10 protein-coding genes are annotated in these 13,939 nt (G+C 36.7%); all 10 read right to left on the bottom strand.

What is annotated here, in order from left to right; all coding sequences use genetic code 11:
• Positions 1-214: 214 nt before the first annotated feature.
• Complete coding sequence (locus tag AB1414_00420) at positions 215-811, bottom strand: prepilin-type N-terminal cleavage/methylation domain-containing protein (GenBank protein MEW6605899.1); 597 nt, start codon at positions 809-811, stop codon at positions 215-217.
• 247 nt (positions 812-1,058) lie between these two features.
• On the bottom strand, positions 1,059-1,466 hold the full coding sequence (locus AB1414_00415) for a prepilin-type N-terminal cleavage/methylation domain-containing protein (protein ID MEW6605898.1): 408 nt from the start codon (positions 1,464-1,466) through the stop codon (positions 1,059-1,061).
• 221 nt (positions 1,467-1,687) lie between these two features.
• Entirely contained in the window at positions 1,688-4,837 is a 3,150-nt protein-coding gene (locus tag AB1414_00410; protein ID MEW6605897.1) for a type I restriction endonuclease subunit R, read from the bottom strand.
• A 3-nt stretch (positions 4,838-4,840) separates the two neighbouring features.
• Positions 4,841-5,797, bottom strand: a complete 957-nt coding sequence (gene rhuM / locus AB1414_00405) for a RhuM family protein (protein MEW6605896.1) — start codon at positions 5,795-5,797, stop codon at positions 4,841-4,843.
• Positions 5,797-7,029, bottom strand: coding sequence for a restriction endonuclease subunit S (locus tag AB1414_00400; protein MEW6605895.1), 1,233 nt, complete (start codon positions 7,027-7,029; stop codon positions 5,797-5,799). Before AB1414_00400 ends, rhuM begins: the two co-directional genes overlap by 1 nt.
• Positions 7,030-7,055: 26 nt before the next feature.
• Positions 7,056-9,233, bottom strand: a complete 2,178-nt coding sequence (locus tag AB1414_00395) for a DUF87 domain-containing protein (GenBank protein ID MEW6605894.1) — start codon at positions 9,231-9,233, stop codon at positions 7,056-7,058.
• Positions 9,234-9,236: 3 nt separating this feature from the next.
• Positions 9,237-10,733, bottom strand: a complete 1,497-nt coding sequence (locus AB1414_00390; protein ID MEW6605893.1) for an SIR2 family protein — start codon at positions 10,731-10,733, stop codon at positions 9,237-9,239.
• A 2-nt stretch (positions 10,734-10,735) separates the two neighbouring features.
• Positions 10,736-11,059, bottom strand: a complete 324-nt coding sequence (locus AB1414_00385) for a hypothetical protein (protein MEW6605892.1) — start codon at positions 11,057-11,059, stop codon at positions 10,736-10,738.
• A 289-nt stretch (positions 11,060-11,348) separates the two neighbouring features.
• On the bottom strand, positions 11,349-12,908 hold the full coding sequence (locus AB1414_00380) for a class I SAM-dependent DNA methyltransferase (protein MEW6605891.1): 1,560 nt from the start codon (positions 12,906-12,908) through the stop codon (positions 11,349-11,351).
• Between the two features lie 16 nt (positions 12,909-12,924).
• Complete coding sequence (gene radC, locus AB1414_00375; GenBank protein MEW6605890.1) at positions 12,925-13,614, bottom strand: DNA repair protein RadC; 690 nt, start codon at positions 13,612-13,614, stop codon at positions 12,925-12,927.
• Positions 13,615-13,939: the final 325 nt, after the last annotated feature.

Below are 13,939 nucleotides of genomic sequence, written 5' to 3'. Positions count from 1 at the left end.
TAAGGATTAGGGTTCTTCTACCTCGAAGTTCCCATTTATCCCGGCTCATCTCTCCCTTCGTAATACGTCAGTTATTTGGGGGAATGAACATTAACCTGCGGAGGACAAAGCAATGAAAATAGTAGGTAGTAGGTAAGTAGGAAAGGGATAAAGGATGTGCACGGTATTCCTCTTCTGGGGGCAATGTCTCCCCCTTTCCTACTTTCCTACTCCCCTACTTCCTACTTTCAGGCTCCTTGATAGATTCCATTGCCGCCGGAATCATAATTACTACCTCCGGAATAGTAATCTTTTCTACCTGATCATTGCTTATTGCAAAGGTAATGAAAATTTTAACCGCAAATGGTAGTCGTCCATGTTCAGAAGAATCCCAGTTCTCTTTCCACTGCCCATCTTGAGAGTCATAATACATAAATTCTATTGATTCTATACCTTTACCTATGAATATCTTTTCTCCTTTAGCCAATTCTTCTTCTTTTTCCAACCATAAGAATTCTTCCTCCTTTTTTATTCCAAAATCTACCTTTGTCCAACCTTCAAAATCTGATGAGGTGGTAATAAAACTTAAGGAATATCTATCTCCTTTAAAGGTTAAATTTTTATTTAACGGGAAAATAACCGCATTACGGATTCTTGAAGTCATCATATCCAGACAGACCCTGACCCGTTGATAGACCTCTACCTTTGCAGAGACAGAAGACCAGGATTTTAAACTCAAACTAAAAGAACTGGCAATTAGAACTACAGTAATACTGATAATTAATAAAGTAATTAAAAGTTCGATTAGAGTAAATCCTGATTGTCTCTTCACTCTTTTTCCCTTCCTTATCTTTAGTAAATGGTAACTGGTGAATGGTAATTAGTTACCAGTTCTGTGATTCAGACACTGGACATCAGACACAAGACTATAGACTCTTATAGTGTAAGTGAAAGTGAAAGTGAAAAACACATTCACATCCACTTCCACTTCTTTTAAGCCTTCATTCTTCTGCAATTTCTGCCCGCTTTAGTCTGAGGTCTAATGTCTACAGTCTATTGTCTGAATTACAGTTACCAGTTCATTTTTCTTCCCTGTCTTTTCTTGATTCAATAACTCGATACCCAACTAATTCGATATTTTTTTTCGCCTTTTGACCTTTCCATGTCACCTGAAGTCTGATTTCTTCTATGTTTTTAATTTCTGTTGGATTTGTATGAACTGACCATTCATACTCAATATCATCTTCCTCGAAAATTCCAGCTGATTCTATTTCTAAACCACTTTTAATCTCTGCCATTTTAGATTGAGCCAGGATAAGTCCTATGGTATAATGACGAATCTGTGTATTTGATTTAAGTGTTGTGGAGAATAAATTAAGAATGGCAAGGACACTCACGGCAAAAATGGTTATTGCCACTATCACCTCGATAAGGGTAAAACCGTTATTTCTCTTTGCTTTTAAAAAGATTTTATTGGGACGGTTCATTTTCATTGTTTTTCCTTTTGTATTATTCAGCCACAGATGGACACGGATGAAACACTGAAAATTCGTAATCCGTGTCCGTAATTAGGCTGAAGGTTTTTCCTCCTGTTGCCTTCTGCCTTCTGCCCTCTGCCTTCTGTATTTATCCGTGCTAATCCGTGTTAATCAGTGGCTGAATAGTTACTTTTATTTTTGCCGATTCCAAATATGGCTTTGCATTTTCTTCAAATTTGATGTGCATATATGCTCATACCACTTCCATAGTATGACTCATAGATATGCTGATAAATTAAACCACACTTCTGATGATAGATTTCAGTTGAGAATATTGGTGGTAGATTTTCAAGTATTTCTTCAATGCATAACTTAACTGATGCCCTGGCTTGCTGTTTCTTTCGCCAGTCAAGGATAAGTTTTTCTGATTTCAGTTTCTCCAAAAGGTCTTGTGCTACTTTTTTTACTGCCAGAATCTCTTTCTGCGTCATTTTAATCGGCGGATTCACCAGCAAGTCATAGATTGCAAGTTCCTCTTCTGATAGAGATTCTTTCATCGCCCGCTTCTCTTCCTCATCCAAACTTTTAACGAATTCAAGTAATCGTCTGTAATACTCTTCCACATTCATTGACCCGGCATTGTATTCATCAATTAATTGCTGGAATCTTTCCATATAATTCATCCGGGTCTTATTCAGCATACATAAGGCATATAGTTTAACCTCAATCGCTTTCCTTAACTGCTCTGCCAGTATTCGCCTACGACCTTTGTTAAATTCTTTCTGCAATTTTTCAATATCAATTTTACTTAAATCAAGAATTCTACCTGCTCCCTGCCATTTTTTAACCTGTACTGATTTATCCAGTAATTCTGAAACCTCCTTAAGCACATCAGAAATATCAACTGTGGGAGATATTAAACCCAACTTATCCGCTAAAACCTGTAATAACTTCACAACCGGCTGGAATTCACTTGCAGATATATCTGGCAGTATCGCTTTATACATCTTTTGAATGATGGCATTCTTTTCTTTAAACATAGACTGCCGTTCTTCATCCTCTAATATACACTCAATTGCATCATCCATTAAAGCAATTTGTTTAAATTCTTTTGCGGTCATTATTTTTGGCAAAGATATTTCCCATCCATCTAACAAGTCCATCATCTCCTGAATATCTTTACGGAGTTGTTCTATCAATTCGGATTTTTCAATGATTGGTGTATCAACGCTACCTTCTTCAACAGGAGCAGCATAAATAGCCAGTGCCTGATTCAAATTATGAAGCACGCCGATATAATCAACGATTAGTCCTACAACTTTATTCTCGCCAAATACCCTGTTTACTCTTGCAATGGTCTGCATAAGGGTATGATTTTTCATTGGCTTATCAAGATAGATTGTAGAACAGGAAGGCACATCAAACCCGGTCATCCACATTGCACAGACAAAAACAATCCTTAATGAGTCATCCGGGTCTTTAAACTTCTCATCAAGGGCTTCCTTGTTCATTCTAATGCGATGTGGTGTGATATCCACTCCCTTTGCCTTTAAATCCTCAACCTCATTCTGGGATTGCGAAACCACAACTGCCATATCGGTTTGATGCATATCAATCAGTTTATTGCCGATTTCTTCTTTGACAACATCTGTCGCATGCTTATAATCTTTTTGTAATTTATCAGCGTATCTATTCCAATATTTCTTCACCTTATCGTACATCTTTACCGCGGTAGCCTTGTCAATGGAAACTACCATTGCCTTACCCATAAAACCCCTGTTCATAAAATGCAAAACAATATCCTGGGCAATTTCTTCCAGACGGTCTTCACGGGTAATGAGTTGGTATTCTTTAGAGAACTCTCTCTCAAACTTTTGTTCCTGTGCCTCATCAAGTTCTGCGTCTTCTAAAATACGCTGAATATCTTCATTCAAACTTAAGTTTACCAACTGAACTTTGGGCTTCCTGTTCTCATAATAAAGCGGCACGGTTGCTTTATCATCGGTTGCCTGTTTAAAATTGTAAATACTGACATAATCACCAAAAACCTCTTTTGTTTTCTCTTCACCAACAATAAGTGGTGTGCCGGTAAAGGCAATGAACCCTGCGTTCGGCAAAGCATTGCGCATATTCATAGCAAATATATCATACTGGGTTCTGTGTGCCTCATCAGTTATAACAACAATATCTGAACGGTTAGAAATAACAGGATGCTTTGCTCCTTTTTCTGTCCTGAATTTTTGAATGGTTGTAAATACATAACGATGGTCTTCTTTTAGCAATCGTCTTAAATCCTCAGTGTTTTGAGCCCATTCCTGTTTTCCCTGAATAACCCCTGAACGCACGAACCGTTTATATGTCTGCTCATCCAGTTCTTTTCTATCGGTTACAACTACAAATGTCCAGTTGCCCGGTATTTTTCTTAAAATCTTCTGTGAAAAGAAAATCATTGATTCTGTTTTTCCTGAACCTTGAGTATGCCAGAAGACGCCGAGCCGTCCTTCATTTTCTTTTATCTTATGGAATGCTCTTAAGATGTTCTCAACACCAAGATATTGATGATTCTTTGCAACAATCTTGACAAGTCCATTTTGCTCCTCTCGAAATAGAGTATAGTTCTCCAATATGTCCAATAACCTCTTTTTGTCGCATACTGCCCTGATAACTGTTTCTAATGAGACAATGCCTTGCTCACCCTCGGAATTAATCTTTTTCCACTCGCTGAAATACTCCCATTCTGCAGAGAGTGTTCCCACCCGGCTTTGACTGCCATTGGAAAGGATGACCACTCCGTTAAACCAGAACACCTGTGGAATGGTTGATTTATAATCCCTTAAATTTTCATCATAAGCCTTTTTAAGATGGCGATGAGATGCTTTGAGTTCCATAAAAAGAAGTGGTATGCCATTAACAAACCCTAAAAGGTCAAATCTTCTGGTATACATTTCGCCTGAAATCCAAAACTGTGAAGTTAGAAAGAAATCGTTGTTTTCTATATTTATCCAGTCAACAATTTGGACTCGTTCAGAAACCTGCTCATTTTTATTATTCAGATAGGAAACAAGAATTCCATTTTTAAGAAAATCAAATACCTCACGGTTTGCGGATACCATTCCCATCAAACTTCTATCCGCAGTTAATGATTTTATTGCTTCATCAATGACAGTTTCAGAAAGAGATGGATTAATCCTTTTCAGAGCAGGTTTGAGTTTTGAGACAAGAATAACATCTGCTTTTGTCTCTCTACCGAGAAAACTTTTGCCATTCTCGTCACACTCGTGTAAGCAATTTTGGACAGACCAGCCTAATTGGCTGAATAAGTCCATTGCTGGTCTTTCTACTAATGCGGATTCTGAGTAATCGTTATTTTTTGGCCACATACTTTATTCTCCTAATAAATTTAATATGACCTTAATCATCGCATCTTTTTCTGATGGCTTGCTTGTGGCAATCATCAGGGTTAAGGCAACCAAAGCGTTATTATCAATGCGTCTTGTCCCATCTTTACGGGTCAAAATTCCATTCTTTTGTAGAAAACAGATAAAAATCGCTGCTGCAATTCTTTTATTGCCATCCACAAAACTATGATTTTTGACAACAAAATATAATAGGTTTGCCGATTTTTCTTCTATTGTAGGATAAAGCTCTTTACCATCATAAGTCTGATAAATTGTATTAAGCGAACTTTCAAAACTTTTATCTTTTTCCCGTCCAAAAAGTGAAGAGGTTTTAAATTTTTCCCTCATCTCATCTATAATTATCCTCGCTTCCTGGTAAGTAAGTGTATATTTTAACTGAGTTGTCCCTTTTGGGATAGGTAATCTGTTATTGTCATACTCATCCAGAAGGTCAAGTGCACGGGAATACTCAGTTATAACTTGAATCAAACCTTTGGTCTCGTCAGAAACTTCGTCAAGAGCAAGAACATTGCTTAATAACCGCAATGAGTTCTGTAATTCATTATATTTATGCTCGGCAACCTTAAGTCGTTTTTCATTGATAGTATACCCGTCAACAAGATGCCTTTTTAACACATTCGTTGCCCAGATACGGAATTGAGTAGCCCGGGTTGAGTTGACCCTATAACCGACTGAAATAATAGCATCCAGATTGTAAAATTTCGTCTTATACACTTTTCCGTCGGAGGCAGTATGTTCCAAAATGGAACATACTGATTTTTCTTGCAACTCTTTTGATTTGAATATGTTAGACAAATGCTTTGTAACCGCAGGACGCTGAGTTCCAAATAATTCGGCTATTTGTTCCTGCCGCAGCCATACTGTGTCCTGTTCTAATCTGACCTCAAGCCGGTTCTTGTATAAAACAATTTGTCCTTTCATTATTCCTGCTCCCTTATAGCAATGTCTAATTCCGACACATCGATTTCACCTGAGATGAGTTTGGGAAGGAGAAGGTCTCGGGTCTGTCGTAAATTAACATTCCTTTCTAAAAGTGTATTCAATAACTGGCGTAGAGGTTTAACAACCTCTACAAATTGTTTTAATATGCTTTTATACGGCAAAAGAATATTTGTGTCAGTTATCACACCAGCACTCGCACTTTTTCTGGTAGTTCCAGTACTTGCACCAACAATATAAGATTGATATTGTTCAGACAAAAGAAAATAAAAAAGATAATACGGGTCTATACCATTCTTGATTTTTAAACGAATTAAATATGATGCGAATATAGCCTCAATGTCCTTTTCAACAATACCTACTTTACCAGGGTCAGCCATACGAATAATAACAATGTCTCCTCTATTCAATTTATATTTCTCGTAATCTTCTGTCTCAATTTTACAGTAAGGAACATCATCCCAATTAATGTATGAATTCTTATTGATGTCTTTTCCCCTTAAAAACTTGGGACCAATTTTTTCTTCAGATGCGCTCTCAGTATATCCATATTGTGTCTCTACAATATTTGACAACTGTTTTACTTTCCATCCTTCAGGAATCTTTCCCATTTCTGAATCTACAAACCTTGCTTTCTCATGCCCTGGAAATCGGAAATCAACAAACCATTCCCGATAAATCCTCTGTGCCATCTCTTCAAGAATCTTTATCCTTCGGGTGTTGTTTTCAATCAAGTCATCGTAGGCAGAGAGGATGGAAGAGATTTTTTGTTGAATATCTATTGGATAAATCGGAATCTTACCTCTCTGAATAATTTCAGTATCAACAGCAGGATAAGCAGCTCCTTTTGCACTTAATGTAAGGTAATCTGTAAATTTTTGGTCTGTTACTGCATAATATAAATATCTTGAATCAATACCATCTTTTGCTCGTAGGACTGCAAAACCGGTAGATACTACAACATTACTCTTTGGTCCTTTTATATACAAAAAAGAACGCCGATTAGGTCTTACCGTAGATAAAATAGTATCACCATCTTTTATAAGACGTTTTGCCCTACTTGGCGCTTCAGATAGTGGCATTAACTTACTTTCAATTAAATAACCACTGCCAACAGACTGAATATCTATATACTCAATCTCATCGTAAGGACAATCCTTTTTAATTGAATCAGGATTAATAAATGCTATTTCTTCTATTGTTTTCAATTTCATAGTTTTCAACCTATACTTTTTTCAAACTATTCAGCATTTTTAACTCCTTTTTCCCAGTCATCACAGATTTTTTCAAAGTCGGGTTCATATACTGGTTCTGATGTCCAATGTTTCCATAGTTCTGGATTTTTACTTTGTGGTTTAGGAAACGCTGTTCGGATTTTTACGTGCATAGGAGCCCTAACACATTCTCCCAAGATAAGCGCTGTTTGTGAGGCAAGTGAAGGTAGTTGCTCTAAGAGTATTGAATGTATCTCTGGAACAATTTCCCTGAAATATCGTAAATCTTCAGGATTTTGTAATCTATGCACAATAAATGAATTGCATTGAGAGAGCGCAGTTTTAGACAAGTCACTCAATCTTTGAGAAGCGATAACAAGGCTTAATCCATATTTCCGTCCTTCTCTCGCAATTCTTTCGAACACCAATTTTGAGGGAGATTCTTGCTCTTGACTCCTTGCCTCTTTGATGTAATTTTGAGCTTCTTCTAATATAAGGACTACAGGGAATTCTCCTCGTGTCTCTTCAAGTCGAATAGTTTTACCAGTATTTTCATCTTTAATTTCTGCAGAGCCACGAATTCTCTGGAGAAAATCTAATATAATACGTCCTAAAAGAGCAGTAATATTTTCTAGAATTTCAGTTGCCAAAAGATGTAGGTCAATTATAATAATTTGGTAGTTCCCTTTGTTGTTTCCCTCAAACTCATTTAGATAAGGCAAATCTGCCTTTGCATCTTTGGAAAAAGTAGTATCTTTCGGTGTTTCTTGTAATCTTCCAAAAATATACCTTAAAAATAAAGCTAATGAATGAGGATGTTTTTTATATTCATGGAATAAGAAGTCGTATCTTTTATCATTAAAATAACTGTCAATTCTTAGTAGTAGAGTCGCACAGTATTCTGCAAGTCTTCTATCCTCTTTGCCGGGTTGTACCTCCATAGCATTATTAATACTTGTTTTTCTAAAATAGGTTTTGTCGAAAAATGTGGGAGTATCCACGCTAATATCATACCCTCGTGTTACACTACTCATTGTAAGTTCATTAAGTAAATTCTCTTCAATATCTTCGGAAATCCTAAAAATATTTTCAACTTCGTCTGGTTTCATATCTTTTTTATAGGTATTCCAATCGATACTATCTTGATCTTGACTTGTATCTATTCCACCTGCACTTTGCATGTTAGAAAGTTTTTCAATTATTTTTTTAAACACTTCCTTTATTTGGGGATCACTGCAATTGGCTTCCCAGTCTCTAACCCGATCAATAAGTTTAGAAATTGTTTTTGCAGCATTACGCCTATTATGCATCTGTTGATTTCCAGTACGTTCGACTTGTGCTGATACACTTCGTAGAGCATTTTCTATAATTCGTGCTTCCAAATTATATGTCTTAATCTGTAAAGATTCATTTTTTGCGTCAACAATAGCATCTCGCAATACAGGGGCTTGTGTGCCTTCGCTTGCTTTAAACAAGGTACGAAAATCATCGAAATTCATAAACCAGTATGGAATTTTTAAATCCTTAATATGAAGAAAATCATACGGTTGTTTACGCCCCTTAAAAACTTCTCCGTACTCGCCATTAGTATCCAAAATTACAAAATGAGCGTTTTTGACATTTTTCATTTCAAATATTGATTGAAGAATTGAGGCAATTGTGCAGGATTTACCCGAACCTGTGCTACCAATTACCGCAGCGTGTTTACCAAAAAATGCGTCTGGGTCAATTCTAACTTGGTATTCTGGAAAAACAATGGAAGTTCCAATAGGAATTCTGTACTTACTATCTTCACCTGAAGGCGATTTGTCAAAAAGTATATCTAATTCCTCTTTTTCTATGAACCATACAGGGTTATCCAATGCTGGGAAGGAAATGACACCTTGGTAGAATTCTTGTTTTCCCTCTGGTCTTTCTCCAATCGTTCCTATCATAGTTACAGTCATAATACGTTTTGCTTCAGGAAGAACTATCGTTGTTTTACTTGTAGGTCCTTCTGCTTCCTCGGTTAATTGAACTCTGCTTATCATCCCTACTATTTTTGAGCTTCCGACAGGAATAATCACATAAGAATTTATCCTTGCAAAATCGTAGGTTCCTGTAAAAGCGGTCTTAGTGAGACTTTTAAGATCCTTATCTATTTCAACGATGGCTTTGTAACTATCTACTAAGACAATCCTTCCGATGGTTCTATCATTACTCATTGTTTATTCTTCCTCCTCAGAAGAAAAATTTTCGTCTTCCTTTACTCTCAACATGCGCCGGGCACTCTTTGCCGATTTTTCATAGACATCCAATTCTTTTATATCGGGTAAGAGCTTTTTGGTAAAATTTTCAAATGCACCTATATCCCAGCCTGATATGACATGGATACGGCTATCTTCAAGTGTAATTAATCTTTTAATTTCTTCATTCTTATCCGCGAGAGGATCCACTATCAATAAAGTAAAGGAAGGAATTGTTAAGGCTTGATAAATTATTCTATTAACATGTTCGTCTGCAAAACTATATCCTATTATTACGAGAACAGATTGTGGTTGGGTTATAGCGTCTGCAAAACGTCTAAAAAGGTCAGAATATGGAAAATCCAAAGTAAATTCATGTTTTAGAGGTGTTGGATAAATCATGACTTCACGATATTTTTCTTCTTTCTCTATTGTTTTTATGTCTTTTGTTTCAATACCATATATATTTTCTGGTGAATCAAAAGATGTTACCCAATTAATGGAACCATGAATTTTGTAGAAATGAATTACTTGGTCGATGCGATGAACTTTACCCTCTGTTGAGGTTGAAGGGAAGTAAAAGTCATAATTATAACATTCGGGACGGAATGCTCGTCGTATTGTTCCAACAAAACCATCTAGATACATAATGCCTAATTCATCCATTGCCTGCTCGATTAATAGGTCATTATTGGTTGTAAATATTTTAGGTCTTCTCAGATTTAATGGTCTTGTTAAGATCTTCTTAAGGAACTGCTTGTGTGCAGTCAAAGGATTTTTAATTGAAGGGTCAGGAACTTTTGAGAGTAGAGAAAAATATTCTCTCTTGATTGCTGTTATCAAATTATCCAGCACTTGTAATCTTACTTTAATTTCTTTTTCGCCATTATTTAGAGATACTATATTTGTGGGAAGGAAATTATTCTGTTTTTTAAATGGAGTACAGATAGCACTTCTTAAGCAATACAAAAAAGATAATAAATCCTCAAGGGTAATTTTAATCTCTTGTTCCTTTATATTTTCGGTATTTCCTTTATCAGTTAGTTGCTTAATAGTTTCTATCCTTTCTTGGACATTTTTTTGCCTGAAGGGTTTTGAGCCCTTTAGGTGTTCTAAAATCTCATAAAACAATTTAATATCGTCAGAATCGGTAGAAAATGCCCGATTAATCTGATATTCCAACTTAAGGGGAATATTTCTGATGGTTACAGCCCCAAGAGGAATCGAAGGACCGGCACCAAATAAAAACGATAGATTTTCTGCTTTTAGAAGTTTAGATATGTAAATTTGCCCTTGTAAAAGAAATTCATTCCATTTATCTCTGATGCCTTTTTCATTAAGAGTTTTCGATTCTTCCTCAGTAGGTTTTGGTCCCATAATTTCTATTAAAAGTTCTCTCGACCCTAATTGGAATTTGTTATCCCAATACGCAGGAGTTAGGGATGATGAAACAACACTCAGGTTTGCTTTATCCTCCATATTTATTTCACCTCCAATATCTCTACAACATTTCCTGATATTTGCTCTCCGCAATTCGGGCAGCGGAAAGTTTTACTATTTCTTATTTCTTTAAATCTTAACCCGGTATCTTTATTGGGCTCTTTTTCAAAAACAGTAAACAACCTTCCATAAATATCTATATCTTCCATAAGTCCACATTTTGGACACTCAAGCAATTCACGGTCATCAACAAAGATACCAAGTGCTTTGACTTTTTCGTTTAATTTTACAAGTTGTTTAACGGCTTTAAAAAGACTGTTTGAAATTAAAGTGTTTTTGCTTTTGTTTGAATTTTTCTTATTCATAATCTTTCAAATTTACAAAAATCACAAAATCCTCTTAAATTTGTGATTTCTGTTATTTTCTTGTAACTATTCAGGTGTAAGTAAGGGGAAATGGAAAAGTAGGGGAAAAGGGGAAAATATTAAAGAATTTTATTTCAAATCCAAGTTAATAGAACTTTAAGATTTTTCTCGCAGATTAATTAAAATAAAAAATCCTGAAAATCTGCGTATACATCTTGCGTCCTATTTTCAAATCCCTCTACATAAAAATAAATTCCCCCTTTTTCCACTATTTTCCCTTTTTCCTTATTTACACCTTCTCCAGAATCTTTGCCACATTTTCTGATATTTGTTCTTGTAACTCTTTTGCTTCTGTATTTAAAACTTCCAGCTCTTCATTCAGTTCTTCAAGCCGTTCTTGGAAATCAAAACCCTCTACTTCCTTTTCAACTACGCCCACATATCGTCCGGGATTTAAACTAAAGCCTTGTTCTTCAATCTCTTTCAATGTCGCAACTTTACACAAACCAGCAACATCCTGATACCTGCCCTTTGGGAATGTTTCTTTTGTCAGTTTCTCACTGCCATGTGTTATTTCAATATCCTCTCCCCGATATAAGCGAACGATATTAGCAATAAACTCTATCTGCTCTGGTAAAAATTCACGATGTGCTCGGTCTATCTGCTGATAGATTTTTCTTGCATCAATAAAAAGCACCTTATCCTTACGATCTGTATTGTGTTTACCTTTATCTAAAAACCATAATGTGCAAGGCAGGGTCACCGTATAAAAGAAGTTAGAACCAACAGCAATCATTATATCAACAGACCTGTCTTCAATTAGTTTTTTTCGCAGTTCCAGCTCACTTGCTCTGGCATCGCTTGCTGAATTGGCCATAACAAACCCTGCCCGTCCTTTTTCATTTAAGGCACTGTAAAAAAGCTGAATCCAGAGATAATTACCGTTGTCCACTGAAGGCATACCAAACGGAAAGCGTCTTCTATCATTTTTAATACGCTCTTTATCAATCCGGTTGACATTAAACGGTGGATTAGCCATCACAAAATCAAACTTGGCGACCATATCGTGAAGATCTTCATAGTAGGAATTACCCTGTAAAACATCACCAGAAAGGCCATGGATAGCGAGATTCATCTTGCAGAGATTGACTGTTTCTCTGGTCTTCTCCTGTCCATAAATGCTGATTTCATCAATTGCCCGCTTTTTGTGTTCTTCAACGAACTCAGCACTCTGGACAAACATACCACCCGAACCACAGGCCGGGTCAAGTATCTTCCCATGAAACGGCTGAATCACAGAGACAATTAACTTAACCACAGAAGTAGGAGTAAAAAATTCGCCTCCTTTTGAACCTTCACTCATTGCAAATTTGCCTAAAAAATACTCATAAATCTTACCAAAGGCATCTCCTTCTATATCTTCGGGAATTGATGACATAAGTTTAAGTAGTTCTACCAACAGATTGTTTTTGAACCTGTTGTATGTCTTTGGAAGGGCACCCTTGAGTTCTATTTCGTTCTCTCGTTCAATCGCCTTCATTGCAGAATTTATTGCTCTGCCAATATCAGCACCTTCAGGAAGATTTAGCAGGTAAGAGAATCGTGCTTCATCAGGTAGATACATAACACCAGCCGCCTGATAATCTGTTTTACCAATCTTACGACGACTACTTGATTTTTCAGAAAGCATCCTCTCTTGTTTGGTAAACCGATAATCTGCATATTTCAAAAAGATGAGTCCTAAAACCGGTGGAGAGTATTCAGATGATTTTAAATCGGAATTAGCCCGTAATTCATCCGCTACATCCCACAACCGTTTTTCAAGTTCTGTAATATGATTTCTTGCCATATAATTACTCCTACTTTTAAATCAGCCTTTTCTCCTTAAAGCTATAGAATCCTGTTTTAGCGATGATGATGTGGTCGGTTATTTCTATGCCTAATATTTTGCCTGCTTCAATGAGCCGTTTAGTAATTAGTAAATCATCCTCTGATGGTTCTGGATTTCCCGAGGGGTGATTGTGAACCAAAATTACCGAATTGGCAACGGATTGGATTGCCTCTTTGAAAACCTCTCTTGGATGAACTAAATTGGCATTCAGGCTACCAATGGATATTTCGCTAATTTTGGTTAGATTGTTCCTTGTATCTAAAGATAAGATTAAGAAATATTCCTTTTTCTTATCTTTAAGTCTTGGTCTGACTAATTTAGCTACATCTTCAGCAGATTTTATAGAAACCCTTTCTCCTACTTCCTCATCGCCTCTTTTTGCCAGCTCAAATGCGGCTTTGATTTGCGAGGCTTTGGCTTGATCTATGCCACGCACCTTTGCCAATTCTTCAAGCGAGGCTTCGGAGATTGCCTTGACATTGCCAAAGGTAGTCAATAACCTTTGAGCAGTAACCATTACCGACTCCCCAGCAATCCCCCTTCCTAAAATCAAGGCTAAAATCTCCTGAGCAGAGAGTGCTTCCGCGCCAAATTTCTGCAATCGCTCCCGCGGTCTTTCCGAAATTGGCAGGTCATGAATAGTGAAAGATTTATATTCGTTCATTTGTCCTACTCCTAACTATATTCTATTATTTAACATCTGTCAAGCAAAAATAATGTAACTATTCAGCCACAGATGGACATAGATGAAACACTGAAAATTCGTGAATCGTGTCCGGTATCCGTGTCCGTAATTAGGCTCAAGGGTTTTTCTCCTTCTGACTTTTATCTTCTATCCTTCTTGATTCTCTGCCAGTGGAGGAAATTTCGGTGGTGTCCGAAATTAGCTAACTTCCTCTAACCGGATAGGTAAGCCATTCCTCTATACTCCAAACGTGGTCGGTTAGACCAGCAGCCATTGCCGGAGTTCGTTGTTGCCAACCACCATC

The sequence above is a fragment of the bacterium genome, assembly GCA_040755795.1.
Classification (GTDB): Bacteria; UBA9089; CG2-30-40-21; order CG2-30-40-21; family SBAY01; genus JBFLXS01.
Note: the sequence above shows the minus strand (reverse complement) of the source record. Positions and strands in the feature narration are given on the sequence as shown.